Annotated in this window: 27 protein-coding genes; 21 read left to right on the top strand and 6 right to left on the bottom strand. The window is 42.1% G+C overall.

The features are described 5' to 3' along the window. The 3 genes from eboE to G9X62_RS03850 are packed head-to-tail and all read left to right on the top strand — an operon-like array spanning nucleotide 1 to nucleotide 2,877. Complete coding sequence (eboE, locus tag G9X62_RS03860) at nucleotides 1-1,155, top strand: metabolite traffic protein EboE (protein WP_223131489.1); 1,155 nt, start codon at nucleotides 1-3, stop codon at nucleotides 1,153-1,155. Beyond that, a complete protein-coding gene (locus G9X62_RS03855; protein ID WP_223131488.1) occupies nucleotides 1,155-2,516 on the top strand; it encodes an alkaline phosphatase family protein in 1,362 nt (453 codons plus the stop codon). Before eboE ends, G9X62_RS03855 begins: the two co-directional genes overlap by 1 nt. A 1-nt stretch (nucleotide 2,517) precedes the next feature. Beyond that, nucleotides 2,518-2,877, top strand: coding sequence for a hypothetical protein (locus tag G9X62_RS03850; protein ID WP_223131487.1), 360 nt, complete (start codon nucleotides 2,518-2,520; stop codon nucleotides 2,875-2,877). Between the two features lie 40 nt (nucleotides 2,878-2,917). On the opposite strand, the gene leuS is transcribed toward G9X62_RS03850, so the two are convergent. Next, entirely contained in the window at nucleotides 2,918-5,734 is a 2,817-nt protein-coding gene (gene leuS / locus G9X62_RS03845) for a leucine--tRNA ligase (protein ID WP_223131486.1), read from the bottom strand. A gap of 118 nt (nucleotides 5,735-5,852) precedes the next feature. Between leuS and G9X62_RS03840 the strand changes: the two genes are divergently transcribed. From G9X62_RS03840 to purQ, 6 genes are all read left to right on the top strand, one after another. After that, nucleotides 5,853-6,785 carry a sulfite exporter TauE/SafE family protein gene (locus G9X62_RS03840; protein WP_130923062.1) on the top strand — a complete coding sequence of 311 codons (933 nt, stop codon included), beginning with the start codon at nucleotides 5,853-5,855 and terminating at the stop codon, nucleotides 6,783-6,785. 30 nt (nucleotides 6,786-6,815) lie between these two features. Beyond that, the gene (locus G9X62_RS03835) at nucleotides 6,816-8,114 is read left to right on the top strand and encodes a UDP-N-acetylmuramoyl-tripeptide--D-alanyl-D-alanine ligase (protein ID WP_223131485.1); all 1,299 of its coding nucleotides are present in this window, start codon (nucleotides 6,816-6,818) and stop codon (nucleotides 8,112-8,114) included. A 52-nt stretch (nucleotides 8,115-8,166) separates the two neighbouring features. After that, a complete protein-coding gene (ahcY, locus tag G9X62_RS03830) occupies nucleotides 8,167-9,483 on the top strand; it encodes an adenosylhomocysteinase (protein ID WP_223131484.1) in 1,317 nt (438 codons plus the stop codon). 175 nt (nucleotides 9,484-9,658) lie between these two features. Beyond that, on the top strand, nucleotides 9,659-10,627 hold the full coding sequence (locus G9X62_RS03825) for a hypothetical protein (RefSeq protein ID WP_223131483.1): 969 nt from the start codon (nucleotides 9,659-9,661) through the stop codon (nucleotides 10,625-10,627). 10 nt (nucleotides 10,628-10,637) lie between these two features. Beyond that, the gene (locus tag G9X62_RS03820; protein ID WP_223131482.1) at nucleotides 10,638-11,120 is read left to right on the top strand and encodes a hypothetical protein; all 483 of its coding nucleotides are present in this window, start codon (nucleotides 10,638-10,640) and stop codon (nucleotides 11,118-11,120) included. A 68-nt stretch (nucleotides 11,121-11,188) separates the two neighbouring features. Then, complete coding sequence (gene purQ / locus G9X62_RS03815; RefSeq protein ID WP_223131481.1) at nucleotides 11,189-11,875, top strand: phosphoribosylformylglycinamidine synthase I; 687 nt, start codon at nucleotides 11,189-11,191, stop codon at nucleotides 11,873-11,875. Between the two features lie 72 nt (nucleotides 11,876-11,947). On the opposite strand, the gene G9X62_RS03810 is transcribed toward purQ, so the two are convergent. From G9X62_RS03810 to G9X62_RS03800, 3 genes are all read right to left on the bottom strand, one after another. Next, nucleotides 11,948-12,550: a LolA family protein gene (locus G9X62_RS03810; RefSeq protein WP_223131480.1), complete on the bottom strand. Its 603-nt coding sequence runs from the start codon at nucleotides 12,548-12,550 to the stop codon at nucleotides 11,948-11,950. A 1-nt stretch (nucleotide 12,551) separates the two neighbouring features. After that, nucleotides 12,552-15,005, bottom strand: a complete 2,454-nt coding sequence (locus tag G9X62_RS03805; protein WP_223131479.1) for an FtsK/SpoIIIE family DNA translocase — start codon at nucleotides 15,003-15,005, stop codon at nucleotides 12,552-12,554. 62 nt (nucleotides 15,006-15,067) lie between these two features. Further along, on the bottom strand, nucleotides 15,068-16,096 hold the full coding sequence (locus G9X62_RS03800; protein ID WP_223131478.1) for a quinone-dependent dihydroorotate dehydrogenase: 1,029 nt from the start codon (nucleotides 16,094-16,096) through the stop codon (nucleotides 15,068-15,070). Nucleotides 16,097-16,212: 116 nt separating this feature from the next. Here G9X62_RS03800 and G9X62_RS03795 point away from each other — a divergent pair, with 116 nt between their 5' ends. Genes G9X62_RS03795 through G9X62_RS03785 form a run of 3 tightly spaced genes read left to right on the top strand, consistent with a single transcriptional unit; the run spans nucleotide 16,213 to nucleotide 18,809 of the window. Continuing rightward, nucleotides 16,213-17,175, top strand: coding sequence for an alpha-E domain-containing protein (locus G9X62_RS03795; RefSeq protein ID WP_223131477.1), 963 nt, complete (start codon nucleotides 16,213-16,215; stop codon nucleotides 17,173-17,175). Nucleotides 17,176-17,232: 57 nt separating this feature from the next. After that, nucleotides 17,233-17,958, top strand: a complete 726-nt coding sequence (locus tag G9X62_RS03790; RefSeq protein ID WP_223131476.1) for a peptidase — start codon at nucleotides 17,233-17,235, stop codon at nucleotides 17,956-17,958. Then, nucleotides 17,955-18,809: a transglutaminase family protein gene (locus G9X62_RS03785; RefSeq protein WP_223131475.1), complete on the top strand. Its 855-nt coding sequence runs from the start codon at nucleotides 17,955-17,957 to the stop codon at nucleotides 18,807-18,809. Before G9X62_RS03790 ends, G9X62_RS03785 begins: the two co-directional genes overlap by 4 nt. Here G9X62_RS03785 and G9X62_RS03780 read toward each other — a convergent pair. Further along, on the bottom strand, nucleotides 18,806-19,537 hold the full coding sequence (locus tag G9X62_RS03780; protein WP_223131474.1) for an MlaE family ABC transporter permease: 732 nt from the start codon (nucleotides 19,535-19,537) through the stop codon (nucleotides 18,806-18,808). The two genes, G9X62_RS03785 and G9X62_RS03780, sit on opposite strands and share 4 nt — an antisense overlap. A gap of 38 nt (nucleotides 19,538-19,575) precedes the next feature. Between G9X62_RS03780 and G9X62_RS03775 the strand changes: the two genes are divergently transcribed. The 4 genes from G9X62_RS03775 to G9X62_RS03760 are packed head-to-tail and all read left to right on the top strand — an operon-like array spanning nucleotide 19,576 to nucleotide 22,331. Beyond that, nucleotides 19,576-20,277: an SDR family oxidoreductase gene (locus G9X62_RS03775; RefSeq protein WP_223131473.1), complete on the top strand. Its 702-nt coding sequence runs from the start codon at nucleotides 19,576-19,578 to the stop codon at nucleotides 20,275-20,277. After that, nucleotides 20,274-20,705, top strand: a complete 432-nt coding sequence (gene tsaE / locus G9X62_RS03770; RefSeq protein ID WP_223131472.1) for a tRNA (adenosine(37)-N6)-threonylcarbamoyltransferase complex ATPase subunit type 1 TsaE — start codon at nucleotides 20,274-20,276, stop codon at nucleotides 20,703-20,705. The genes G9X62_RS03775 and tsaE overlap by 4 nt, the downstream gene beginning before the upstream one ends. Beyond that, a complete protein-coding gene (locus tag G9X62_RS03765; protein WP_223131471.1) occupies nucleotides 20,690-21,910 on the top strand; it encodes an alanine dehydrogenase in 1,221 nt (406 codons plus the stop codon). Before tsaE ends, G9X62_RS03765 begins: the two co-directional genes overlap by 16 nt. Nucleotide 21,911: 1 nt before the next feature. Continuing rightward, nucleotides 21,912-22,331 (top strand): hypothetical protein, encoded by a 420-nt coding sequence (locus G9X62_RS03760; RefSeq protein WP_223131470.1) that lies wholly within the window; start codon nucleotides 21,912-21,914, stop codon nucleotides 22,329-22,331. A 58-nt stretch (nucleotides 22,332-22,389) separates the two neighbouring features. Here G9X62_RS03760 and xerD read toward each other — a convergent pair whose 3' ends face one another. Next, complete coding sequence (xerD, locus tag G9X62_RS03755; RefSeq protein WP_223131469.1) at nucleotides 22,390-23,298, bottom strand: site-specific tyrosine recombinase XerD; 909 nt, start codon at nucleotides 23,296-23,298, stop codon at nucleotides 22,390-22,392. 73 nt (nucleotides 23,299-23,371) lie between these two features. Here xerD and aroQ point away from each other — a divergent pair, with 73 nt between their 5' ends. Genes aroQ through G9X62_RS03730 form a run of 5 tightly spaced genes read left to right on the top strand, consistent with a single transcriptional unit; the run spans nucleotide 23,372 to nucleotide 26,736 of the window. Continuing rightward, a complete protein-coding gene (gene aroQ / locus G9X62_RS03750; RefSeq protein ID WP_223131468.1) occupies nucleotides 23,372-23,797 on the top strand; it encodes a type II 3-dehydroquinate dehydratase in 426 nt (141 codons plus the stop codon). Nucleotides 23,798-23,800: 3 nt separating this feature from the next. Then, nucleotides 23,801-24,847: an aminotransferase class V-fold PLP-dependent enzyme gene (locus G9X62_RS03745; RefSeq protein WP_223131467.1), complete on the top strand. Its 1,047-nt coding sequence runs from the start codon at nucleotides 23,801-23,803 to the stop codon at nucleotides 24,845-24,847. Beyond that, on the top strand, nucleotides 24,837-25,406 hold the full coding sequence (locus G9X62_RS03740) for a MarC family protein (protein ID WP_223131466.1): 570 nt from the start codon (nucleotides 24,837-24,839) through the stop codon (nucleotides 25,404-25,406). The genes G9X62_RS03745 and G9X62_RS03740 overlap by 11 nt, the downstream gene beginning before the upstream one ends. After that, a complete protein-coding gene (locus G9X62_RS03735; RefSeq protein WP_223131465.1) occupies nucleotides 25,407-26,030 on the top strand; it encodes a ribonuclease H1 domain-containing protein in 624 nt (207 codons plus the stop codon). Beyond that, nucleotides 26,017-26,736 carry a tRNA1(Val) (adenine(37)-N6)-methyltransferase gene (locus G9X62_RS03730; protein ID WP_223131464.1) on the top strand — a complete coding sequence of 240 codons (720 nt, stop codon included), beginning with the start codon at nucleotides 26,017-26,019 and terminating at the stop codon, nucleotides 26,734-26,736. The genes G9X62_RS03735 and G9X62_RS03730 overlap by 14 nt, the downstream gene beginning before the upstream one ends. Nucleotides 26,737-26,749: the final 13 nt, after the last annotated feature.

Here is a 26,749-nt window from a genome sequence, read left to right as displayed (position 1 = left end):
ATGAAAACGCCTTACGGACACCTGAGTTATTGCAGTAATATTCATACCGGAGAGATTTGGTCAGAACATTTTGCGCAATTAAAGCAGCACGTTCCTGCGGTAAAGACACAGGTTTCGCCAGACCAGCCGATGGGTTTAGGTTTGCGATTTGCCAATCAAGCGAGTATTGATTTGCAAGAGCATGCGGCTTTAAAGGATTTACAAACGTGGCTTTCTGAGCAAAATCTCTACGTTTTTACTCTCAACGGATTCCCTTACGGAGGTTTTCACAACACCATCGTAAAAGATCAAGTGCACGCACCCGATTGGACTACGACGGATAGAAGGGATTATACAATTCGTTTAGCGCATATTTTAGCTGCACTTTTAACAGAAAATGAGGGAGGTATTTCTACCTCTCCCCTGTCTTATAAATACTGGTGGAATACAGCAGAAGAGCGCCAGCAAGCGATGCGGGCATCGACTCAACATCTATTGGAAGTAGTTGATGTATTAGCTAAGATTGAGAAAAACACGGGTAAAATCATCCACCTTGATATCGAACCGGAGCCGGATGGCTTATTGAGCAATCACAGCGATTTTGTGGCTTGGTACGAGCAGGTATTGTTGCCTTCAGGAAATCCAGATTTGATCAGAAAACACATCCAATTGTGCTTTGACATCTGCCATTATGGAGTAAGCTTTGATGCACCTGAGGCAAGTATTCAGGAACTGAAAGCTAAAAACATACCTATTGGAAAGATTCAAATTAGTTCTGCCCTACGCGTCGATTTAAGAGAACAGGAAGTAGAAAAGATCGCAGAATTACAGAAATACCAGGAACCCGTTTATTTGCATCAGGTCAAAGCCTTGCGCAAAGACGGTTCGTACCAAGAATTTAAGGATCTGGATGAGGCCTTTGCGGCCTATAAGCCTAATACATACGATGAATGGCGGGTGCATTTCCACGTGCCCCTCTTTTTAGAAACCTATGGTTTATTAGGATCCACTCAAAAAGAAATCCGAGAAACGCTCGCTATCCAAAAGGCTAGCCCGTTTACGAATCATTTGGAAATCGAAACCTATACCTGGGGCGTATTACCTCCTGCCTTCCAAGTACCGATGGCTGAATCGATTAGCCGCGAAATAAAAACCATCACAGACTTATTAGGATGATGAAAAAGACTGCCGTTATCGACGTGGTAGGGCTCAGCGAAAGTGTCATTTCCGCTGAGTACACTCCCTTTTTGTATGCCTATATCCAAAAGAAGCAAATTCAAAAAATCCAGCCTCCTTTTCCGGCGGTAACAACTACCTCCCAGACCGTATATTTGACGGGCAAAAACCCATCAGAGCACGGTATCGTGGGGAATGGTTGGTATGATAAGACGGATTCGGAAGTGAAGTTTTGGAAACAGTCGAATTCTTTAGTGGGGGCTGAAAAAATCTGGGAGGCAGCGAAGAGGAAAGATTCGAATTTCACTTGCGCCAAAATGTTCTGGTGGTACAACATGTATTCGTCTGCGGATTATTCGGTAACTCCCCGTCCCCAATACCATTCGGATGGAGTGAAGGCGCCGGATTGCTATTCGTTTCCTGCCACACTACGAGATGAATTACAGGCTAAACTGGGTACATTCCCTTTGTTTAATTTTTGGGGTCCGAATGCGAATATTAAATCCACCCAATGGATTGCGGATGCGTCCATCTATGTAGATGAAAAGTACGATCCTACGCTGAACTTGATTTACCTGCCGCATTTAGACTATTGTCTCCAGAAGTTTGGGGTGGATTTACCAGCTATTGCAAAAGAGTTAAAAGAAATAGATCAGGTATTAGAACAGTTAATTACTCATTTCGAGGCTAAAAACGCTGAGATCATCTTGTTATCCGAATACGGTATCAACGATGTCCATACACCGATTCATTTAAATCGCGTATTACGCGAGGCAGGTAAAATCGCCATTCGAGAAGAACAAGGTTTGGAATTATTGGATCCAGGTGCGAGCGAAGCTTTCGCCGTTTCAGACCATCAGATTGCGCATATTTATTGTAAGAATCCATCCGAAATCAGAGCCATCTTCGAAAAGGTTCCGGGCATCACTAAAATCCTCAGTGGAAAAGAACTCGAAGACTACCAGATTGCACACGACCGTTGCGGCGATCTGGTTTTGGTCGCAGATTCTGACAAATGGTTTACCTATTATTATTGGTTAGACGATGCGAAAGCGCCGGACTTCGCTCGCTGTGTGGACATCTTCAAAAAACCAGGTTACGACCCAGTGGAAATGTTCATGGATCCTAAAAACCCTTTTATAAAGCTCAGAGCGGCGTATAAATTAGCGCGTAAGCTCTTAGGTTTCCGTTACAGAATGGACGTAATTCCGCTCGATGCTAGCCTAGTAAAAGGCTCTCACGGAAGTCCTTTCTGCGATGAGGCCTATTATCCTGTTTTCATTTCGTCGCAAAATATCGACAAACAGATAACAGCAACTCAAGTATATCAATATATTTGGGAAACTATTTTTCCAACATAATATGAAAAAGATTAGCACAATTTTCGCCTTCGTTGTAGCAATGATGGCATTCAGTACAAGTATCCATGCACAAGGAATGGATCCTCAAGCGATGGTACAACGTCAGGTAGATCGCATGACGACAGAATTAAGTTTATCGAAAGATCAAGTTGCCAAAGTGGAACCCTTAATTGCAGCTCGTATGAAAAAGATGATGGAATTGCGCGAGCAAGGAATGGAAAGAGAAGAGATGATGGCTGAGATGAAAAAAGCAAACGATGCGCAAGCAGAGCAATTCAAAGCGATCTTAACTCCAGAACAATTGGAGAAATACAAAACGATGCAAAGCCAAACGCGTCAAGGTGGACCTCCAAGAGAATAATCAACCTAAAAAAGGCTCCTCAGATCGAGGAGCCTTTTTTTTATTTACCTAAGACGATATTCACAATCCGTTTCGGTACGACAATCACTTTCGATGGGGTCTTGCCTTCTAAATGCTTTGTTACTTGCTCATTCGCTAAAACAGCAGCCTCAATTTCCGCTGGCGTTGCCGTCACTGGGAAAGCAAGCGTTAACTTCACTTTACCATTGAATGAAATCGGGTAATTGAAATCATTTTCCTCTAAGAAAGCAGCGTTGAATGCAGGGAATGAAGCATAGGATATACTTCCCTCCTGCTCGCCTAAAGCGGCCCACAATTCTTCTGCAATGTGCGGAGCGTAAGGAGACAGCAAGATCACTAATTCGCGTAATACTGATTTCTTGTGACATTTTAAGGCTCCCAAATCATTCACGCAAATCATCAAAGTCGAAACGACCGTATTGAACGAGAAGCGATCTAAATCATCTTGCACTTTGCGAATCGCCGTGTGCAATACTTTCAATTCTTCCGGAGTCGCAGGTATGTCCACAATTTTCGAAGTGTTCGTGTTGTCATCAAAGAATAAACGCCAAACCTTGCGCAAGAAATTATGCGATCCCGAAATACTGTTCGTGTTCCAAGGCTTAAATTGCTCTAAAGGTCCAAGGAACATCTCGTAGACACGAAGGGTGTCTGCGCCGTATTTGGCAATTAAATCATCCGGATTAACGACGTTAAACTTCGATTTCGACATCTTCTCCACTTCCCAACCGCACACATATTTGCCGTCTTCTAAAATAAATTCCGCATCCGCAGGCACGTCATTTCTGGATTTTTTGAAGGCCTCTAGGTCTAACACATCATTTTCTACGATATTTACGTCCACGTGAAGTGCCGCGACATCATATTGATCTTTCAAGCCGTGAGAGACAAAAGTGACTTTGGCAGAATCCTTTAAGCGATAAACAAAGTTCGAACGCCCTTGAATCATCCCTTGGTTGATCAATTTCTTCGCAAATTCCTCTTCCGGTACATAGCCTAAATCTTTTAAGAATTTGTTCCAAAAACGAGAATACAACAAGTGACCCGTCGCGTGCTCCGATCCACCGATGTACAAATCCACCGCTTTCCAGTAGTTAATCGCTTCTTTCGAAGCGAATTCGCCTGAATTCGTGGCATCCATATAGCGATACCAATACCATGAAGAGCCTGCCCATCCTGGCATCGTAGACCATTCGTAATCGTATTGTCCTTTGTATTTCCAATCAGCTGCCGCCCGTCCTAAAGGAGGTTCTCCCGTCTCAGTAGGCAGGTATTTATCTATTTTAGGTAGTTCCAAGGGCAATTCAGACTCCTCGATTAAATAAGGCAATAAATCGCCTGAGGCCGTTGGTTTGAAATACACCGGAACAGGTTCGCCCCAATAGCGTTGACGGCTAAACACCGCGTTGCGCATTCGATATTGTACCTTTCCTTTTCCAATTCCGTTCTCCTCTAACCAAGCGATTAAGGTATTCGTCGCTTCCTTATATTCCATTCCATTAATCATTCCGGAATGAATGTATTTCCCCTCTTTCGTAGGATCTGCTTGTTTGTCGATGTCTTTTTGGCCATCTAAAATAGCCGGAATAGGCAAGTCAAAATGCTTCGCAAAATTCCAGTCACGCTGATCTCCCGATGGCACGCCCATCACTGCACCTGTTCCATAACCGGCTAACACATAGTCTGCAAGGAATAAAGGAACACGTTCTTGGTTCACTGGGTTAATGACATAAGTTCCAGTAAATACTCCTGAAACGGTTTTTACTTCCGAGACGCGGTCAAGTTCTGAACGGGTTTTGGCCCAATTCACATATTCTTCCACCTCTTCTTTCTGCCCAGGTGTCGTCAATTCTGAAACCCACTCGTGCTCTGGCGCTAACACCATAAAGGAAACCCCATAAATGGTATCCACACGTGTAGTAAATACTTTTATTTTCTTATCTGAAACGTTTTCAATGGCAAATTCCACATCCGTTCCGATCGATTTTCCAATCCAATTGCGTTGCTGCTCTTTCAAAGAATCAGCCCAATCCACCTCGTCTAATCCTCTTAATAAACGATCAGCATAGGCTGTGATGCGCATCGACCATTGGCGCATTTTCTTCTGCTCCACTGGGTAACCGCCGCGCTCTGAAACTCCGTCTTTGACTTCATCATTCGCTAAAACCGTCCCTAATTGTGGACACCAGTTTACCACTGAGTCATCCAAATAAGCTAGACGGAAGCTCAATAAATACGCATATTGCTCGTCCGCAGACATCGCATTCCATTGCTCCGCGGTGATTCGAGTGACCTCTTCATCGCAAACTGCTTTTAATCCGATCGAACCTTTGGCCCCTAAAATAGTCTTCAAGGTTTCAATAGACTCCGCTTTATCTGATTCCTGGTTATACCAAGAATTGAATAATTGCATAAAAATCCACTGAGTCCACTTGTAATAAGATGCATCAGAAGTTCTGACCTCTCTCGACCAATCGAAAGAGAAGCCCATATTCTTTAATTGCTCAATGTAACGAGCGATATTTTGTTCTGTCGTAATGGCAGGATGCTGACCTGTTTGGATTGCATATTGCTCAGCAGGTAAGCCAAAAGAGTCGAACCCCATCGGGTGCAACACCTCATAACCCTGTAAACGCTTGTAGCGCGCCATAATATCAGAGGCAATATACCCCAGCGGATGACCCACGTGTAATCCTGCACCCGATGGATACGGGAACATGTCTAAGACATAATATTTGGGCTTCGCTGGATTTACCTGAGCCTGGAATGTTTTATTGGCTTCCCAAAACGATTGCCAAGCTTTCTCGATCTCTCTAAACTGATACTCTGTACGCATAAAATGTATTTATTGTAAAAGGAGATGCAAATTACGGCTTTTTTATGAAAAAATATTTACTCTACTTTGTTGGTAGATTAAGTAAAGTCTATTAGCTTTGTAGGGAATTAAAAAGTCTATGCCTCCTAAAAGAAATTTTCCGAGTATTTTTAATGCCATCCAAACCATCTGGATGCGTGATCGTAGCATCACTGAAGTAATTATTCACATTAGCAATGCGCTGGCATTGATGATCGTGGGGCATCTTTTATTCACGTACCTTACTGCAGAAAAAGTCATCGCCGTGTTTAATACGGTTGATTCTTCCATTTTATATTATGTTTTAGGAGGATTTATTGCCCAAATGATTGACGGGGCTTTGGGAATGGCCTATGGCGTAACGGCAACGACCTTTTTATTGTCCGTAGGTATCACCCCTGCCGCCGCCTCAGCGAGCGTTCACGCCTCCGAGGTGTTTACATCTGGAGTTTCAGGGTATATGCACTTGAAGTTTGGCAATGTGAATTCCAAATTATTTAAGACACTCGTGATTCCAGGAGTGATTGGAGCTATCTTAGGAGCTTATGTCTTATCGAGTTTAGAAGATTATGCTGGATACATCAAACCGATTGTTTCCGTTTATACTTTATTCTTAGGTGCCATTATCATTCGTAAGGCCCTAATTAAACGTCAAGAAAAACGTCAATTGAAACGAGTAGGCTGGCTAGCACTCTTTGGTGGCTATTTAGATTCCATTGGTGGCGGCGGTTGGGGGCCGATTGTATCCTCTACCCTGATTGCCTCGGGGCGTCATCCAAAGTACACGATCGGAAGTGTGAACTTGACTGAGTTCTTCGTCTCACTTGCTTCATCGCTAACCTTTTTTGCTGTCATCGGTCTAGGATATTTACATGTGATCATCGGTTTAATTTTAGGTGGTGTCATTGCGGCCCCAATTGCGGCTCGATTAGCCAATAAATTACCGGTAAAATCGATGATGATTCTCGTAGGAATCGTCATAATCATCGTCAGTCTACGTCAGATTATCTTAGGGGTTCCAAAATTTTTGTAGATATTTGCAGTCAATTGTCATAACAGGCTAATGATTGTCAATACACAAACACTTCTAGAAAAGTTTTTATCCTCCACTGGTGTATCTACCGATACCCGAAAAATCCAAGCAGGAAATTTATTCTTCGCCTTAAAAGGACCTAATTTTAATGCGAATGCGATGGCAACGGAAGCTTTAGAAAAAGGCGCTCAGTATGCTATCATTGATGATGCGGATTATTTAGCAGGAGAACGGACTTTATTGGTAGAAGATGGATTGTTGGCCCTTCAAGCCTTGGCAACCGCCTACCGCCAAACCTTAACGATTCCCATCGTCGGTTTAACTGGTTCGAACGGAAAGACCACTACGAAGGAATTAATCTTCTCAGTATTATCCCAAAAATACCATTGCTTTGCAACCACCGGCAACCTAAACAACCATATCGGAGTTCCGCTTTCCGTATTATCCATTAAAAAGGAACACGAAATTGCAGTGATCGAAATGGGTGCGAACAAGCAAGGAGACATTAAAGAACTCGTCGACATCGCTCAACCCACCCACGGTTTGATCACCAATATCGGTAAAGCCCATTTAGAAGGCTTTGGGGGAATCGAAGGGGTCCGTAAAGGGAAAGGGGAACTTTTTGACTTTTTGCAAGCTTCTAAAGGTGTCACCTTTTTACCTCAGCAAGCAGGCCCGGTTCAAGAAATGTTCTGCGAAAGAGGTATGCAAAATGGAGTTTATACGAACGAAGCGATGCCTACGACCCTGGTTGAGGCGAAACCGATGGTGCGCTTTGCCCTAGCCAATGGTGAAATTATCGATTCCCATTTACCAGGCATCTATAATTTTGAGAATATTCAATTAGCCATTGCGGTGGGTAAATATTTCGAATTAAGCGACGAGCAATGCAATACGGGAATAAGCACCTATATCCCAAATAATCATCGTTCTCAATTCATCAAAATAGGATCAAACCAAGTTTTGATGGATGCCTATAACGCCAATCCATCGTCGATGTCTGCTGCAATTTCACATTTCGCAGAAACGGAAGGAACGCCCAAGCTACTTATTTTAGGGGATATGTTTGAATTAGGAGATTCCTCCATTGAAGAACATGCCTCATTAGGAAAGCTTATTGCTGGATTATCCTTTGAAAAAGTGCTATTAGTAGGGCAACATATGCAGCACGCCTTAATCAATTTGCCTTCGGCTTATTATTTCCCAGACAAATTTGGCCTACATACTTGGCTTCAAGATCATCCGATTCAGGACAGTTTTCTTTTAGTTAAAGGTTCTCGAGGAATTCAACTCGAAAGTGTTTTGGCATTTTTAGAAAATTCCAAATAATTGCATTAAATTTGCACTTTAGTAAGAAAATACCTTTCAAAAAATACACACAATGGCATCACAATCGGGTACTTATGTACCATTCAAAGTTAAAGACATTGCATTAGCGGACTGGGGTCGCAAAGAAATTCAATTAGCAGAAGCAGAAATGCCAGGTTTGATGGCATTACGTGAAGAATTCGGTGCTGCACAACCTTTAAAAGGTGCGCGTATCGCAGGTTGTCTTCACATGACAATTCAAACAGCGGTTTTAATTGAAACATTAACAGCTTTAGGAGCTGACGTTACTTGGTCCTCTTGTAACATTTTCTCTACACAAGATCACGCAGCAGCGGCTATCGCAGCAGCAGGCATTCCGGTTTATGCTTGGAAAGGCATGAACGAAGAAGAATTCAACTGGTGTATTGAGCAGACTTTATTCTTTGGAGAAGATCGTCAACCATTAAACATGATCTTAGATGATGGTGGTGATTTAACTAATATGGTTTTTGATGAATATCCTGAGTTAATCGAAGGCATCAAAGGCTTATCAGAAGAAACTACGACAGGTGTTCACCGTTTATATGAGCGTATGAAGAATGGCACGTTATTCTTGCCAGCGATCAACGTAAATGACTCGGTAACTAAGTCTAAATTTGATAACAAATACGGTTGCAAAGAGTCATTAGTAGATGCGATTCGTCGTGCGACAGACTTAATGTTAGCGGGTAAAGTAGCAGTAGTAGCTGGTTACGGTGACGTAGGAAAAGGTTCTGCTGATTCATTACGTGGTGCAGGTTGCCGTGTGTTAGTAACTGAAATCGATCCAATTTGTGCTTTACAAGCAGCAATGGATGGCTACGAAGTAGTTCCAATGGACGAAGCAGCGACACGCGCAAACATCTTTGTAACGGCGACTGGTAACGTGAAGATTATCCGTGATCGTCACTTCAAAGCGATGAAGGACAAAGCAATCGTTTGTAACATCGGTCACTTCGATAACGAAATCGATATGGAGTGGTTGAACAACAACTACGGTGCATCGAAAGATCAAATCAAACCACAAGTAGATATGTACACGATCGATGGTAAAAACGTAATCGTTTTAGCGGAAGGTCGTTTAGTGAACTTAGGTTGTGCGATGGGTCACCCTTCATTCGTGATGTCGAACTCGTTCTGTAACCAAACATTGGCTCAATTAGAACTTTGGGCGAACTCAGCGAACTACGAGAACAAAGTGTACATTCTTCCTAAGCACTTAGATGAGAAAGTAGCTTTTTTACACTTAGCGCACATTGGTGCTAAATTAGAGAAGTTAGAAAAAGAGCAAGCTGACTACATTGGTGTACCTCAAGCGGGACCATACAAGCCTGAGCACTACAGATACTAGGATTTATTTCCTGTTAGGTTTTGAAAGGCCGCGACTCTACGAGTCGCGGCCTTTTTGTTTCCCTCATTATCTTTTTAACTCATTATCAGTTTCTTGGTAATCTCAATAGGTGGGTACCGAACTCTCAAAGTTTAGTCTACCTTTATCCTAGTACTCACATTTAACCACTAATACAATGAAAAATCACTACACGACGTATGTCGTGGCAATCCTATTTGCCTGCACTTTATTTTTTACGTCCTGCACGAAAGACCCAGCAGCGACCATCGTTCCAGTAAACACTACTTACACGCTACTCAATTCAAATGGCTTTCTGGCTTTCGAAGATCAAGTCACTTTTCAGGCTTATGTCGAAAAATTCCAAAAGAATCCCTCCGACCCTTCCATTTTGCGCGACATTCAATTTTTGGAATCACAAAGCACGGAATTGCGCAAATTAGATTCACTTACCTTGACGCAAATAGCAGAAACCGGAGACCTAACTGGATTTGAACACATGCTAAAACTCGTGGGTGATGGAGAGGATAAATCACTTCAGCCCATCGTGGATGACACCATTTTAAGCCGGTTGATTAACAAAGATGGTCTGATACAAATAGGCGAACTAGTATACCAGGTCAATCCTACCAAAGTCTTTCAAATTAGAATCGTTGATTTCGAACAGAACAAAGCGACTTTCCGCGCCTCACCTGAGAAAGTGGCACATGCAACAGTTTACCAAAGTCAGCCTGCAACTGCTCTTAAAAATACAACTAGTAAAGTACTGAATAAAGTCGAAAGCAATTCTGTCACCTACGAAAACCCAGGACAAGGGACCTGTCGCTTTACCGCAGAAGTTTATCTGCTTGACTTAGGCTTCTACCGTAAACTCGCCGTGCGAGTAAAACACGAGTGGCGACAACGCTTTTGGTTCACTTATTATTGGGGTAATAGTAGTGCAGCTATGTCTATGGAAGGTGATATTAACTTCCTCGAATATTACACTCCTTTTTCTAAACACTATTCAGCAACTACCCAAGACGATTATAAAATCGAAACGGTCATCGATGAAACCTTCAATTATGTCCCTTTAAATTGGGCAACGAATGTAGGAACAGCCATCTGCCGTGGACGAAATGGCTTTACTTATTCATTAAATTTTTAAACTCATTCTTATGAAATACCCGATCACTATGTTGCTGCTTTTTGTTGCAATTCAACTGAGTGCACAAGAAACTAAGCCTTTGTATTCCATCTCTATTTTATCGCCTTCCATCGGCTTGGAGAAGAGCATACAAGAAAATAACTCGCTTAAATTATCTATAGGAAACTCCATCGGATATGGCAGTACAAATGGTTTACAGTCTAAATTATTCATGCTGAGAGGCGAATACCGACACTATTATAACCTAGAAAAACGGAGAGACGAAGGACGTCTCTCCACAAATTATTCTGGAAACTACATTGGATTATTTGCGGAGCCTTCTTTTGTTTTTAAGAAAGCGGAGGAAGCAACCCATATGTACGCTGGAGGTGTTTGGGGTATTCAACGAAACTACAACAGCCATTTCCATCTTGATCTATCGGTAAATGCGGGGATTGGACAAAATGGTTTTGAAACCAAGGCAGGGTTGAGACTCGGATTTTGGTTAAAATAAAAGCTCCGGAGGGTCTGCATTTTTCATTCAAAAACCGTATTTTTGCACAAAATAATAGCAAAGAAAATATGAAATTTGGCGTAGTAGTATTCCCAGGATCCAATTGTGACGACGATACCGTCGGAGTCATTCAAAGTTTAGGCTATGAAGCTGTTAAACTTTGGCACAAAGAGACTGATCTACAAAACTGTGATTTCATCATCGTTCCAGGTGGTTTCTCTTACGGAGATTACTTGCGTTCTGGTGCTATTGCTCGTTTCTCCCCTATTATGGAGCACGTTATCGAGCACGCAAAAAATGGCGGTTATTTAATGGGAATTTGCAATGGTTTCCAAGTATTAGTTGAAGCGCATTTATTGCCTGGCGTTTTATTAAGAAATAATTCTCAGAAATTCATTTCTAAGAATATCTACTTAAAAGCAGCTACGAATAATTCATTGTTAACTCAAGAATTAGATACGAATAAAGCCTACAAAATACCTATCGCTCACGCAGAGGGACGTTATTTCACAGATGAGAAGACTTTAGCCTCTTTGAAAGCAAATGACCAAATCTTGTTCTACTACTGCAACGAGAATGGGGAAGTAACAGAAGAGTCAAACCCGAATGGTAGTCTTTTAAACATAGCAGGTATCTGTAATGAAGGCAGAAACGTATTTGGAATGATGCCTCACCCAGAAAGAGCGGCAGATCCAGATTTGAATAATACGGATGGATTAGAGATTATGAAGCAATTAATTTTGCAGACTTTTTAATCCTCTACAGTACACATAAAAAAAGGCCTTTCTTTCGAGAGGCCTTTTTTTATGTGCAATCCGGTAAATAGATTAACGTAAATCGTTCACTTCAACACCTGGAAAGGCTTTCTTGTCAAAGCTGAAAAATTTATCGTCAGCGTTTGCTTTTGGGTTTAATTTAGCCACTTTAAAGTGCTGTTTCTTTCCCGCCTTATTAATGATTGTCCATTCACTTACAGATAGATCCGCATTTGAAATTTTAAGGGCGATACTCTTCACCTGAGTACCTTTTGCCACAGGAGCTAACTCCACCGTCGAGACGCCAGCTGATTCGCCTTTAAAAGAGATCTTGTAGGCCTTCTTGTCGAATGAATAGATTTTAGCCGGATTCAAATCACCTTCTGAAGGATCAAAGCTAGAGATGTTCACCTCATTGATTTCTTTGATATAGGTGGCTACTTCTTTCCCATTATTAAAGATCTCTTGGCCAGCCGTTTTTAAACGAAACTTCATCCCTTTCACTGTAATAGATCCAGACATGGTGGCTGCTCCTTCTGTTTGATAGGTAAAATTAGCGGAGAATGAGCCCATCGTCTTGTACTTCTTCTGCATTCCATCAATCAGGCTTACCGCCTTGTTCGACTGAGCAAATACGCTAAAACTCAAGCATAGTAATAATAGTCCTTTTTTCATCTTATAAATTTTTCAAAATCTCTTCTAATTCAGTTTCTGATTTCACGAGTACTTCTCTGGCTTTGGAACCACCGAATGAACCTACGATTCCTGCAGCTTCTAACTGATCAATTAAACGACCAGCACGGTTATAGCCTAATTTCAACTTACGTTGGATTAGCGATGTACTTCCCTGCTGGTGCATCACGACTAAGCGAGCTGCTTCATCGAAGAACGAATCTCGGTCACTTGGATCGAAATCCCCGCGATCTTGGCCACCCATTTCCTCTGAATCAGGCTCAGGCAATAAATAAGCAGAAGTATACCCTTGTTGGTTTCCAATGAAATCACAGATGTCTTCCACTTCTGGGGTGTCTACGAAGGCACATTGCAAACGAATCACTTCTGAGCCCATCGACAATAACATATCTCCCATACCTACTAACTGATCAGCGCCACCGGCGTCGAGAATGGTGCGGGAGTCAATTTTGGACATTACCTTAAACGATAGACGAGCTGGGAAATTCGCCTTAATCGTACCGGTGATGACGTTCACCGAAGGACGTTGTGTCGCCACAACCAAGTGAATACCGATGGCGCGCGCTAATTGAGCAAGACGCGCAATCGGATGTTCTACCTCTTTACCCGCCGTTAACATTAAATCGGCTAACTCATCAATCACTAAGACGATGTATGGCATAAAGTCGTGCTCGTTTGGATTCAAGCGACGGTTGATGAACTTCTGGTTGTATTCCTTAATGTTTCGGCAACCAGCGTCTTTCAACTTATCATAACGCAAGTCCATCTCCTTACAAAGCGAGTTCAACGTGCTTACTACCTTTTTCGTGTCTGTAATAATCGCCTCTGCTGAATCAGGAAGACAAGCCAAGAAGTGACGCTCTAACTTGTTGAAAAGCGATAATTCCACTTTCTTCGGATCGACCAAAACAAACTTCAATGTCGCCGGGTGCTTCTTGTAAATCAAAGAAGTCAAGAGCATATTTAAACCTACCGACTTACCTTGACCTGTTGCTCCGGCCATTAAGAGGTGAGGCATTTTGGCCAAATCCGCAACAAAAATCTCATTCGAAATCGTCTTACCTAATGTGATAGGAAGATCGTAGGTGGATTTTTGGAACTTTTCAGAACCGATTACCGCACGAACTGGAACCATCTCGCGGTTCTTGTTAGCTACCTCGATACCGATGGTGTCTTTACCAGGCATTTGGCCGATAATACGAACTCCCATAGCAGCCAATGAAAGGGATAAATCATCTTCAAGAGAAGTGATTTTGCTGACGCGAACTCCTGCCTTAGGGACAATCTCATACAAGGTAACAGTGGGCCCAATCGTAGCTTCAATCTTCTGAATCCCGATACCATAATTCAATAAAGTCTCTACAATCTTCTCCTTATTCGCCTTCAACTCATCCATCGTCACTTGCGATGTTTGGTTCTTTTGATCGTATTCTTTCAATAAATCGATCGTAGGAAACTGGTATTTAGGCAAATCAGCGGTAGGATCATAAAGGCCAAATTGCTCCACTAAATCGTTTGCTTTGATCTCACGAGACACCGGAGTAGGTTCTTCTTCAATTACTTCATCCGCTACATCCGCCACTTTATAGGTAAAGTCTAAATCATCTTCTTTCTTTTCCTCCGCAACTTCTGGCTCAGGAATGACTTCTTCTGGCACTTCAACAGGCGCTTCCATTTCTGGAACAACCTCTTCCACTACTGGCGGAACAATTGGTCTAAATTCTTGTAGATCATCATTATCCACGTGAACTGAAGGACCATCCTCATCAATAAATAGACTTTCCTCCTCTTCTTCGTCCTCTTCTTCAGTGGCCAAAGGAGCTGCAACAACTGCCTTTTTAGGATTTAATTGATAGAATAAAACCAAAAAGATAAATCCACCAAAACCAATCACAAAAATGGATAGGTAACCTAATAATTGATACAGTTTCTCGTTCACAAAATACCCTACTCCACCACCAATTGAATGGGGCAAATCAAGAGAGAAAACAAAAAATCCTGCTAATAAACTAAACCAAAGGATATAGAACAATACCTGCCAAGATAGGCGCTCTAACGAGTAAATCTCTTTTTTGAAACCCACTTTTAACGCCGATAAATAGAATAAGGGGATTAATAATAAGGTCGACCACCCAAAAGTCTTGAATAAAAAGAAGTGTGCGATTTTAGCACCTAAAAGTCCTGCAAAGTTTTTAATCGGAATATCAGAACCCTTGATGGTATCCACTACGCCTCGCTCTACCTCACTTTGGTCAGAAACACCTACGAAAAAACTCGAACCAAACGATACCAACAAAAGGGTACCAATCAGAAACAAAAAGGCGGCTATAATTAATTGAATGCGGTATAGAACGGCACCGTCCATTTTTCTTTTGGGCTTATCTTGCTCAAAATTAAGTTGTAAGGTACTTGTAGTGTTACTAATCTTTTTTGCCATTGTGGGAACCAAGGTTATAATCTTATAAATTTCGCTTTTTTGATCCGATTTACAAAATCAATTTACAGTCCAGCCGCGAGTATTTCTTGGTTAATTTCTTTAATCAATCCCGGACCCTCGTAGATGAAGCCGGAATAGATCTGAACTAAGGAAGCTCCTGCTTTTAATTTCTCTATAGCATCAGCTCCAGAATGGATTCCACCTACCCCTATGATGGGGAATTGGCCGTTTGATTTTTGGTGTAAATAAGCCACTACCTCAGTTGATCTTTTGGTCAAAGGCTTACCACTTAATCCGCCCATTTCCCCTTTGTGAGCAGATTGCAAACCTTCGCGAGACAGGGTCGTATTCGTAGCAATGACGCCGGCTAAGCGAGTTTCTAACACAATTTCAATCACGTCGTCTAATTGATCATTACTCAAATCCGGCGCAATTTTCAATAAAATCGGTTTCTGTACCGGTTTCAAGGCATTCAAATCTTGCAAGGTCTGCAACAATTGCTTAAGGGGCTCTTTCTCTTGAAGTGCTCGCAGATTAGGGGTGTTCGGCGAACTAACGTTCACTACAAAATAATCCACTACATCATATAAAGCTTCGAATCCTTGGCGGTAATCGTCATCCGCTAATTCATTCGGTGTTACTTTGTTCTTTCCCAAATTTCCACCTACAATAACCTTAGAACGACGTTTTTCGAGGCGCGTTTTCATCGCGGCCAAGCCTTCATTATTAAATCCCATTCGGTTAATTATTGCTTCATCTTCGAGCAATCGAAATAAACGAGGCTTAGGATTGCCGTCCTGCGGTTTGGGAGTAACCGTACCTACCTCAATAAATCCAAAACCCAATTCGGCAAATTCATCAATCAGCATCGCATTCTTATCAAATCCAGCCGCTAAACCCACCGGATTAGGAAAATGAAGTCCAAAAACTGTCCGTTCTAATCGTTTATCCTCCACCTGAAACAAAGCTTTGAAAAGCAATGACATCCCTGGAATACGTAAGGTCAAGCGAATTAAATCTGCGGCTAGGTAATGCGCACGCTCTGGATTGAATAGAAAGAAAAGTGGTTTTATGAAAATTTGATAAAACATATGGATTTTTTGGACGAATTAATAGGCAAAAATACAAAAAAGGACGGGCTGATGCCGCACTCTGAAAAAAAATCCTAATTTTAAGATATCAAGCATTTTAGAAAAATTTATAGCCTATGTTAAGTCGTGTAGCCAATTCCATTTATTGGATGAATCGGTACATCGAGAGAGCTGACAATTATGCCCGCTTCATCTCGGTGAATTTTAATCTTGCCCTCGATTTACCCCCGAATGTCCCGGAACAATGGGAGCCCTTGATCGTGGCCACGGCCGATCATTACAATTTCTTCGAACATTACCCCGAAGCAAACCGTGAGAACGTTTTGTATTTCATGACCTTCGATGTCAATAATCCGAACTCGATTCTTTCTTGTCTGTATTCAGCACGTGAGAATGCCCGCACCATTCGCGAAAGTATTTCGAAGGAAATGTGGGAATATGTAAACCAAATCTACTGGAAAGTAAAGGACCGCGTAGAAGGAAGCAAAAGCTGGGAATTAGCCCGCTACCAAGGATTTTTAGAGGAAATCAAATCCGGAAGTCAGTTGTTTTATGGCATTGTCGATTCGACGATTACCCGTGGCGAAGGCTGGCATTTTGGTCAGTTAGGAAAATTACTCGAACGGGCAGACAAAACGACACGTTTTTTAGATGTTAAATATTTTACCCTTTTACCTAATGTGGACGCAGTGGGTTCTCCTTTAGATCTGTTATTATGGTCTTCGGTTTTGAAATCGGTTTCTGCCTACAATATGTTCCGCCAGCAATACAAAGTGGTGAATCCCACGAATATTGTGGAATTTTTGATCTTGGACAAAGGGTTTCCGCGATCGGTGGTCCATTGTTTAACCGAAGCAGAACAATCGCTTTATGCTATTTCCGGAACTTCTTTTGACCACGGCTACTCGAATTTAGCGGAGAAAAAACTATCCAAGATCCTTTCTGAAGTACAATTCACAGAGATTGACGACATACTTACTACGGGATTGCACCAGTTTTTAGATGCTTTTCAAACCTCGAACAACGACATCGGACAAACAATACACAACACTTATTTTGACTTAAAGCCGGTCAACTAGGCCGGCTATTTGTTAAAATTAATGTAATATTGCGCTCCCATTTGCCACCATCATCATATGACTTATTGTTTAGGAATTACCGTTAAAGAAGGATTGATTGCGATTGCAGACACGCGTATTACTGCAGGTAATGAAGTATATTCGAATAAGAAAATCTCCATTCACGAGATTAAAGATCATTCGCTTTTCATTATGACAGCAGGATTGCGCTCTGTACGCGATAAAGCCGTCACCTATTTCAATCAAGCCATTGAGGATGAGGAAGAAAGCTACGATTATATGTTTCAGGCGGCTACTTCCTTTGGCCAAAAACTAAAACAAGTAGCTGCTGAAGATCGCGAAACCCTAGAAAAAGAAGGCTACGCTTTTAATTTACACGCGATTGTAGGTGGACAAATGCCCAAAGACAACGAACACAAACTTTTTTTAATCTTCCCAGAAGGCAATTGGATTGAAATTAATGATGGTCTAAAATACCAGATAATTGGTAACTCCAATTACGGCAAGCCCTTATTAAACCGCAATTTAACCAACGAAACTTCGCTAAAAGACGCCTTAAAAATGGGCTTCTTGTCCTTTGATGCTACCCAAGTAAGTGCCAATGATGTGGACTTCCCTATTGATGTGGTCGTTTACGAAAAGAATAGTTTCAAGGCCAAAGAAATCAGACTCTACAAGGAAGATATGCAAAAGATTTCCGACGATTGGAATGAAGCATTGCGTAAATCCCTCGAAGGAATCGAAGAAGGTTGGATGAAAGATTTAATTTCGCCTACGAAATGATCGCGCGCATTCAGCATAAACTTCGGTATGAATATAGTGAATCGGTCACCTTAGACCCGCACGTCCTCTATTTACATCCGCGTAAAAGTGCCCTATTAACAGTTCAAGATTTCCAATTAGACATTCATCCTAGCCCGGTTCAAATTTCAAAAAACTTGGATCCAGAAGGTAACATTCAAAATATCCTATTCTTCAAGGAGCCGACAAATTTTCTAGAAATAGAAATGAAGGCGACGGTAGAGACAACCGAGTTCAATCCATTTGACTTCGTCTACTTCCCTTTCGAGAGTAAAACATTACCCATCACTTATTCTCGTTCCTACCAAAAAACGCTCAGCCCCTATTTAGGTTTAGAGGGTGTTACTCCGAATGTAGAACAAATGGCACGCCAAATTGCCTCAGGCGTAAAATACAGCACCTCAGCCTATCTTTCTGCCTTAAATGAATTCATCTTTACGAATTTTGCTTATGAGATTCGAGAAGAAGGAAATCCGAATACTCCCGAATTCACCCTGATTAACCGCAAGGGTTCTTGCCGGGATTATGCGGTCTTGTTTTCCGCGCTGTGTCGCGCGATGGGCTTAGCTACAAGATTTGTTTCGGGTTATTATATTGGAGTCGCACCTGTTGATGTGCCTAATCAGACACATCATTTACATGCCTGGGTGGAGGTTTATTTGCCAGGTGGTGGCTGGAGGGGCTATGATCCGACGCAGCACGAGGTCGTTTCAGGAAACCATATTCCATTAGCCGCGTCTTGTTTGCCTGAGGAAATCACACCCGTTTACGGATCCTACAGAGGCTCTGCAAGCTCGCTATTAACTACCAACGTATTTATTGAGAGAATTTAGCCGACTAATAATTGGGCCAAAAGATAATCTGCAATCAAAATCGCAATACACGAATTGGTTACCGCAGCGGTACTTGCTGTCCCTACTTCGTAAGCACCACCTTTCGTGTAGAATCCTTTAAACGCCGAAATCGTTACAATTAAAAAGGCAAATACCACTGATTTCGTCAATGCAAAAATCATATAGTTTCCTTTGAATTGGAATTGTAATCCTTTGATGTATTCCTGTGGAGAAATCGATCCTGTTAACCAACCGGCTAAATAGCCTCCGTAGATGGCCAAAAAACAAGCTAGGGTCACCAACATGGGGAAAGTAATCATTGCGGCAATGATTTTAGGTAATACTAAATAAGACCGAGAGTTAATCCCCATCACTTCTAGAGCATCAATTTGTTCTGTAATGCGCATCGTCCCTAATTGACCAGCAATGTTAGAACCAATTTTACCAGCTAATACGACACAAGTAATTGTAGGCCCCATCTCTAAAATGGTCGAATCCCGAACAATTAAGCTGATAATGTATTGAGGAACGAAGGGATTATCCATATTTGCTGCGGTTTGCACGCAAGTCACAGCTCCTAAAAAGGAGGAGACAATCGCTACAATCAAGATCGAATTAATACCGATGTCCACACATTCCTGAAACGTCAAGGCGAGATAAACCCGAAATTTTTCTGGATTTGTAAAAAGCTTTCCCAGGAAGATTAAATATTTGCCTAATTTTGACATCTGATTGGTATATTACACATCGATATTTATCAAAGATAATGAACAAAACGGCAATAATTAGTGGGGGTAGCCAAGGAATTGGCAAAGCGTTAGTGAAAAAATTCCTTTTGGAAGGATTTACCGTGTATACGTGTTCGCGAACGGGAGAGAAATTAAAGGAGCTATCTGCTGAGTTCAATTCGCCTTTATTACACACCTTCGTCGCAGATTTAAGCGACAAAAAGCAGTGCCAGAATTTTGCAGAATGGGTTTTAGGCCAAACCAAAACCATCGATGTCCTAATCAATAATGCCGGATTTTTTATGCCGGGTCAAATCCAGAACGAAGAAGATGGCGTTTTAGAGCGTCAAATCGAGGCTAATTTATACAGTGCGTATCATTTGACACGTGCCTTTTTACCTACTTTACAGGCCCAAAAATCAGGTCACATTTTCACCATCTGCTCTACGGCATCCATCACGGCTTATACTGCGGGTGGATCGTATTGCATTAGTAAGTTTGCCTTGTTGGGCTTCACTAAGGTTTTGCGTGAGGAAACGAAATTGCAAGGAATTAAAGTAACAGCCATTTTACCTGGAGCCACTTTAACACCAGCTTGGGATGGAGTGGAATTGCCAGAGTCGCGCTTTATACCCGCGGACGATGTCGCATCGACGATTTACTCGGCATATACGATGAATCCATCGACTGTTTTAGAAGAAATACTCATCAGACCACAATTAGGGGACATCGAACTATGAGACCCTGGGATAAATACAGCATCACGGAACTGCCTGAAATAGCCGCTAGCCTCATTCGCGAGACAAAAGACTACCCGAATGTGTGGTTGTTTCGAGGAGAAATGGGGGCAGGAAAAACGACTTTAATTAAGGAAATTTGCCAGCAATTAGGGGTCGCACAATCTGTCCAAAGCCCCACTTTTTCATTAGTAAATGAATATGTGGATGGCAAAGGAAATCCCGTGTACCATTTTGATTTATACCGATTGAAGAACGCACAAGAAGCTTTTGACATCGGATTAGAAGAATATTTAGACTCTGGACACTTGTGTCTGGTGGAGTGGCCGGAGCAGGCGGAGGAGTTTTGGACCTTTGAACATTTGGAACTAAACGTCTCCCACGTCGATGACGCGCACCGTAAATTAGAAGTTGTATGGCGAAGATATTAGAGCACAATCCCTTTCAGGACTTACTTTCGAAGCAAGGAATTGCCCCTTTAGAGGCGATGGCCTGGACGAAGCAGAATGCCCAAAGCATCCGCATCAGTCTACCTAAGGAATCCGACCCGAACGAAAACCGTATATCTCTGAGCCCGCAAGCCGTTGCATTATTAACCAATAATGGCCACGAAATTGTGATTGAAAAAGGCGCGGGAGAACGTGCAGGTTTCAGCGATTCAGACTATTTATTAGCCGGAGCAAGTGTGAGTGAGGATGTGGCGATGATTTGGCAAAGTGCGTTGACGTTAAAGATTACCCCTCCTACCATCGCTGAAATCGCGCGAATGAAAGAAGGTCAGGCCTTTATTTCTAGTGCCTCTTACCAGCATTTATCCTCCGAGTTAATCGATGCGATGAATGCAAAAAAACTTTTGGCCATCGGCCTCGAATTCGTCGAAGACAATGGCGGCGGCTTTCCTTTCATTAAAATCATGGCTGAAATTGCTGGCCAATTGATTTTGCCAATTGCCACCGATTTGATTCAAAAGAAAAAAGGTTTGCTGTTAGGACATGTAACAGGCGTCCCACCATGCAATCTGGTGCTTTTAGGTGCGGGTCAGGTGGTGGAGCAAGTGGCGCGAGCGGCAGCGAGCGCTGGTATTCAGTTCCAAGTATTCGATAAAGACATTTATAAGTTGCAACGCCTAAAAGCGGCGCTTGGTTTTCCTATCGTCACGCAGGTAATTGACTCAGAAAATCTGGCAAAAGCTTTGCAAGAAGCCCAAATTATTGTAGGAGCCTTGCGTTCAGATAGTGGAATTACTCCTTGCATCGTGACAGAGGAAATGGTCAGTAAACTGAATCCGGGAACATTAATCCTGGATGTATGTATTGACCAAGGCGGCTGTTTTGAGACTTCAGAGCCTTGCACGATTCAAAAGCCAACATTCGAGAAATATGGCGTAACTCATTTCTGTGTACCCAATATACCCTCCCTGGTGGCTCACACCGCTAGTTTAGCCATGAGCAACCTGATGACTTCCTTCATCTTGAAAGCGGGAAAGACAGGGGGAGTGGAAGAAATGCTTTGGCAAGGAAAATCCTTTATGAAAGGTGTATTCTGCTATAAAGGCTTCGTTACGCAACCAAGCACTGGAAAATTATTCAACAAACCAGTTAAAGACATCCAATTATTATTACTAAGTAAGAGTTAACATGATCGAAGATTACACAGCCCTTTCCAATGCACCTAATTCCCCGGACTTAAACGGGAAATATTTAGGCCTAATCTCTTCTGATTTCATCAAAGTAGCGGATGCCTTGAAAGAAGCAGCTTACCAAATCAAAAAGCGTGGCTTCTCCGATTTCCCCATCTTTGTAACTTCCCAACGCCCCATCGAAATCGGCCAAAAACTGATTGGCGTAGGCGAATTGCACGAAAACAAGTGGAATTACCACGCCTCCATGATGGAAGAATTTGTGCAGCGCAAACTCATCGCAGAAGAAAATATGGAACTATTTGTCCAAAACTTCAAAGACATCGAAGAATTCGCGTGTCTTTTTGTTGTAGATGGACAGTTTACGAATTTTGTGTTTATCCCTTTTCCAGAGGAGGGGTCGGAGATTAGAGAGTAAAGATTCTAGATAATAGAGTAGAGAGTATAGATAGGGTTATTTATCTCTACTCTACACTCTATAATCTCTTATCTATTTTGGAAAAAGGATGAAAATCCTGCACCATCTGCGTCAAATAAGCCCGATCTAAGTGCGTATAAATCTCCGTCGTTAAAATCGATTCGTGCCCTAACATCTCTTGAACGGCACGTAAATCTGCTCCGCCTTCAATTAAATGCGTTGCAAATGAGTGTCGAAAAGTATGGGGACTAATCACTTTAGTGATGCCTGCTTTCGCGGCAAGGTCTTTACAAATCAAGAAAACCATCACACGACTCAAGCCGGAACCACGGCGATTTAGGAAGACTAAATGAGTGGCGTCTTTTTTGACAGGTACAGAAGGTCTAACTGATTCCAAATACAGATTCAAATACTTAAATGCATCGCGACCTGCTGGGACTAGGCGTTCTTTGTCACCCTTTCCACGGACTTTGATGAAGCCTTGATCTTCGTATATATCTTCTCTTTTTAGGCCAATCAGTTCCGAAACACGTAATCCCGCTCCATACAAAAATTCAAGCATGGCCCGATTGCGAACTCCCTCTGGACTAGACAAGTCTGCTTCATCGAGAATGGCTGTGATCTCGTCGAAAGAAAGGGTGTCAGGTAATTTGCGTCCCATTTGGGGATTTTTCACGTGAAAGGTGGGGTCCGCTTTTAGCGTGCCATCGAACACGAGAAATTGAAAAAAGGCACGGATACCAGATAAGGTACGCGATTGTGTACTTGCCTCGATGCCTAAGGAGTGTAGGTCTTTTAGGAAAGCCAAAATATGGGATTCATCAACCTCACTAATCAAAATGGGAGAAACGGATAGATAGGTCGCCAGCTTTTGGATATCTCGCAAATAGGCTTCGTGGGAATGCTTAGACAGTCCACGCTCTATTTTTAAGTAATCACCAAAAGACTGGATTTCTGTCTCCCACATATACATTTTATGCTATGAATCCCGTAAATTTAAAGTAATTACGTATTTTTACACCGCATGTCCCCTTATTAATATGGTAAGAAAGAAAATATTGATCCTGAATGGTCCTAATTTGAATTTATTAGGCACACGTGAACCAGAAATATATGGTGCACAGACGTTCGAACAGTTTTTGGAAATCTTACAAGATAAATTCGGCGATCAATTAGACATCTCTTATTTTCAATCCAATGAAGAAGGTGCATTAATTAATAAATTACACGAAGTAGGCTTTAGCTACGACGGTATTTTATTCAATGCGGGTGGTTATACGCACACTTCAGTAGCTTTAGGCGATGCCGTGGCAGCCATCAAAACACCCGTCATTGAGATTCATATATCGAATGTTCACGCAAGGGAAGATTTCCGACACCACAGTTATTTAAGCCCTAAAGCAAAGGGAATCATTGTGGGTTTCGGACTTAGAGGTTATGAATTAGGCCTTTATTCCTTCATTTAACCGATGTTATCCTTCTACCCTGGCCCCTCTAAGGTTCATCCAGAGGCCCTTGGATACATTCAAGAGGCTTTTGAGCAGGGTATTGTCAGTATCAATCACCGAAGTGAGCGTTTCGAAAAGCTACTCGAAGCTACATTTGAAGTGCTTCATCAGAAATGGAATATTCCTTCAAATTATAACATCTATTTCGTTTCATCCGCCACAGAGGCCTGGGAAATCGTCATTCAGTCCCTCGTAAGAGAAAAGTCTACCCACCTCTATAATGGTGCTTTTGGCAAAAAATGGGCCCATTATGCTTCTTCGGTAGCGGAATCTATTGAATTCTCCCTAGACCAAAGCCTTGCTGAAATAAGCCTTCAGATAGGACCAATTCAAGGGGACACACTATGTTTAGTCCAAAGTGAAACGTCAAACGGAACCGGTCAACAAATACGCCGTGCAGATTATCAACTAGCTGATGATGCTCTCATTGCTGTGGATGCCACTTCTTCGATGGGCGGCATCGAATTACCATGGAATGAGGCTGATGTTTGGTTAGCATCGGTACAGAAATGCATTGGAATTCCAGCTGGAATGGGTATGCTGATTTGTTCTCCTAAGGCATTAGCTAGAGCAAAAGAATTAAATCGTGCGACGCATTATAATGACGTTTTGTTTTTGGAAGAAAACAGACGTTTGTTTCAAACGCAAATGACACCTAATGTGTTGAGCATTTACCTAATTTACCGATTGACTCAGCAGCTGCCATCCCTATCAGAAACGCATAGTGCGACTTTGGCAAAAATGAAAGTATGGACAGATTTCTGGGATAATGAAACGGAGTTTAGCTATTTAATTGAAAACCCAGCCTTGCGTTTACCAACGGTTTTGGCGTTAACAGGAGCACCTGAAAAGATTAAACAATTACACCAGCTATGCCTAATTAAAGACATAGAACTAGGAAAAGGCTATGGAAAATGGAAAGAAACTAGTTTCCGCATCGCGAACTTCCCTAGCCATACGTTTGAAGATATTGAAACACTCATCCAAACCATAAAATATGAACTTTAACTCCAAAGAGATCCTCTCGGCTTCCTTAATTCTTTTTTCTGTCATTGATATTTTAGGTTCAATCCCTATCATCATCGAATTGCGCAAAAAGAATGGAGACATCCATCCTGGACAGGCGACTTTAGCATCCGGCATAATTATGGTGGGATTCTTTTATGCGGGCAAATTCATATTGCATTTATTGGGAGTAGACACGAATTCCTTCGCAATGGCGGGAGCCTTGATCATTTTCTTGATCGGTATGGAAATGACCTTAGGGCGCAACATCTTTAAGAGTGAAGAAATCGAGACTAATACGCATTCCATCGTACCATTAGCCTTCCCTATCATCGCTGGAGCGGGTACGATGACGACTTTGATTTCCTTGAAGTCACAATTCGAAGAGGAAAACATCATTATCAGTATCTTCATTAACCTCGTTTTCATTTACATCGTTTTGCGTTCTAGTGTCTGGATTGAGAAAAAATTAGGCAATGCAGGAACGCAGATTTTGCGCAAGATTTTCGGGGTAATTTTGATTGCAATCGCGATTAAAATCTTTAAATCACGTTTGATGTAGATGGCCAAAAAACAAAAATATTATGTGATTTGGGCAGGTCATCAAACCGGAATCTTTGATTCCTGGGCGGAGACCGAGAAGAATATCAAAGGCTTCGCGGGGGCACAATACAAATCTTTTGAGTCCAAATCCGAAGCTGAAAGCGCGGCGAAAAAGAATTATTGGGCCAGCGTATCTCCTGCTTCTAAGACGAAAACACCTCGTTTAAACGCGGCTAAAATTATTACACCCAGCATCTCGGTAGATGCCGCCTGCGCTGGAAATCCAGGTAAACTGGAATACCAAGGAGTAAACACTGAAACAAAAGAAGTCTTATTTGCGCGTGGTCCTTTCCCTAAAGGCACCGTTAACTTAGGTGAGTTTTTAGCGATTGTGCATGGCCTAGCGTATCTAAAGAAATTAGATTGTCCTTACCCTTTGTATTCAGATTCGAGAACGGCCATTGCTTGGGTTAGAAATCGAGCCATCAAAACCAACCTTGAGCGCAATGCCAGGACTGAAGAATTATTCCAAATGGTGGATAATGCTATCGCTTGGTTAAAAAGCAATCATTATTCGACCAAAGTCCTGAAGTGGGAAACCGAGGACTGGGGCGAAAATCCGGCAGATTATGGCCGAAAATAGATCCACATTTGAGTTCAAACAATTTTCGCTAAATCACGGTAATCCGGGATTGAAGATTAGTACGGAGGCTTGTCTTTTTGGCGCTTGGTCTTCTCTGAAGGCACGAGGCCATTGCCTTGATATTGGAACGGGTTGCGGCTTGCTAGCCTCAATGCTAACACAAACAAATCGCAACTGTACTGTGAAAGCTCTCGAAATTCATCCAGAAGTGGCCAATGTGGCGGCTGAAAATTTCAATAATAGTCCATTCAAAGAGCGCCTGCAGGTAATCCTCACAGATGTCAGCAATTATAATCCTGAAGAAAAATTCGACTTTATCTGCTCCAACCCTCCCTTTTTCACGAATCATCTCGCAGCTTCCGATGAAGCAAAACATATGGCGATTCACGCGGATCATTTGAGCCCGGCTGATTTAGCTGCCTCGATTGATCGATTACTTACTAAAGAGGGAGAATTTGCCGTGCTGTATCCGGCTGATGTTTTGGCCTTATTCGAACAATCGCTACAGGCAAATGGGCTCTTCATCCATGAAAAAGTAACCATCCATTCCAACCCCTCTAGTCCCGTATTACGCGTAATGGCCTGCGGTTCGAGAGAAAAAAGTCCCATTAATCACAAGAGAATAAATATCAAAACTGACCTAGGCGAATACAGCCCAGCATTCATCGAATTATTAAGACCCTATTATATCATCTTTCCTTCATAATTATTTTGTATTT

Origin of the sequence: Aquirufa lenticrescens (assembly GCF_019916085.1) — a bacterium.
GTDB lineage: Bacteria > Bacteroidota > Bacteroidia > Cytophagales > Spirosomataceae > Aquirufa > Aquirufa lenticrescens.
Note: the sequence above shows the minus strand (reverse complement) of the source record. Positions and strands in the feature narration are given on the sequence as shown.

Coding starts and splice junctions, on each gene's coding strand:
- eboE (WP_223131489.1), top strand. CDS start 1: ATGAAAACGCCTTACGGACACCTGAGTTATTGCAGTAATATTCATACC.
- G9X62_RS03855 (WP_223131488.1), top strand. CDS start 1,155: ATGAAAAAGACTGCCGTTATCGACGTGGTAGGGCTCAGCGAAAGTGTC.
- G9X62_RS03850 (WP_223131487.1), top strand. CDS start 2,518: ATGAAAAAGATTAGCACAATTTTCGCCTTCGTTGTAGCAATGATGGCA.
- leuS (WP_223131486.1), bottom strand. CDS start 5,734: ATGCGTACAGAGTATCAGTTTAGAGAGATCGAGAAAGCTTGGCAATCG.
- G9X62_RS03840 (WP_130923062.1), top strand. CDS start 5,853: ATGCCTCCTAAAAGAAATTTTCCGAGTATTTTTAATGCCATCCAAACC.
- G9X62_RS03835 (WP_223131485.1), top strand. CDS start 6,816: ATGATTGTCAATACACAAACACTTCTAGAAAAGTTTTTATCCTCCACT.
- ahcY (WP_223131484.1), top strand. CDS start 8,167: ATGGCATCACAATCGGGTACTTATGTACCATTCAAAGTTAAAGACATT.
- G9X62_RS03825 (WP_223131483.1), top strand. CDS start 9,659: ATGAAAAATCACTACACGACGTATGTCGTGGCAATCCTATTTGCCTGC.
- G9X62_RS03820 (WP_223131482.1), top strand. CDS start 10,638: ATGAAATACCCGATCACTATGTTGCTGCTTTTTGTTGCAATTCAACTG.
- purQ (WP_223131481.1), top strand. CDS start 11,189: ATGAAATTTGGCGTAGTAGTATTCCCAGGATCCAATTGTGACGACGAT.
- G9X62_RS03810 (WP_223131480.1), bottom strand. CDS start 12,550: ATGAAAAAAGGACTATTATTACTATGCTTGAGTTTTAGCGTATTTGCT.
- G9X62_RS03805 (WP_223131479.1), bottom strand. CDS start 15,005: ATGGCAAAAAAGATTAGTAACACTACAAGTACCTTACAACTTAATTTT.
- G9X62_RS03800 (WP_223131478.1), bottom strand. CDS start 16,096: ATGTTTTATCAAATTTTCATAAAACCACTTTTCTTTCTATTCAATCCA.
- G9X62_RS03795 (WP_223131477.1), top strand. CDS start 16,213: ATGTTAAGTCGTGTAGCCAATTCCATTTATTGGATGAATCGGTACATC.
- G9X62_RS03790 (WP_223131476.1), top strand. CDS start 17,233: ATGACTTATTGTTTAGGAATTACCGTTAAAGAAGGATTGATTGCGATT.
- G9X62_RS03785 (WP_223131475.1), top strand. CDS start 17,955: ATGATCGCGCGCATTCAGCATAAACTTCGGTATGAATATAGTGAATCG.
- G9X62_RS03780 (WP_223131474.1), bottom strand. CDS start 19,537: ATGTCAAAATTAGGCAAATATTTAATCTTCCTGGGAAAGCTTTTTACA.
- G9X62_RS03775 (WP_223131473.1), top strand. CDS start 19,576: ATGAACAAAACGGCAATAATTAGTGGGGGTAGCCAAGGAATTGGCAAA.
- tsaE (WP_223131472.1), top strand. CDS start 20,274: ATGAGACCCTGGGATAAATACAGCATCACGGAACTGCCTGAAATAGCC.
- G9X62_RS03765 (WP_223131471.1), top strand. CDS start 20,690: ATGGCGAAGATATTAGAGCACAATCCCTTTCAGGACTTACTTTCGAAG.
- G9X62_RS03760 (WP_223131470.1), top strand. CDS start 21,912: ATGATCGAAGATTACACAGCCCTTTCCAATGCACCTAATTCCCCGGAC.
- xerD (WP_223131469.1), bottom strand. CDS start 23,298: ATGTGGGAGACAGAAATCCAGTCTTTTGGTGATTACTTAAAAATAGAG.
- aroQ (WP_223131468.1), top strand. CDS start 23,372: ATGGTAAGAAAGAAAATATTGATCCTGAATGGTCCTAATTTGAATTTA.
- G9X62_RS03745 (WP_223131467.1), top strand. CDS start 23,801: ATGTTATCCTTCTACCCTGGCCCCTCTAAGGTTCATCCAGAGGCCCTT.
- G9X62_RS03740 (WP_223131466.1), top strand. CDS start 24,837: ATGAACTTTAACTCCAAAGAGATCCTCTCGGCTTCCTTAATTCTTTTT.
- G9X62_RS03735 (WP_223131465.1), top strand. CDS start 25,407: ATGGCCAAAAAACAAAAATATTATGTGATTTGGGCAGGTCATCAAACC.
- G9X62_RS03730 (WP_223131464.1), top strand. CDS start 26,017: ATGGCCGAAAATAGATCCACATTTGAGTTCAAACAATTTTCGCTAAAT.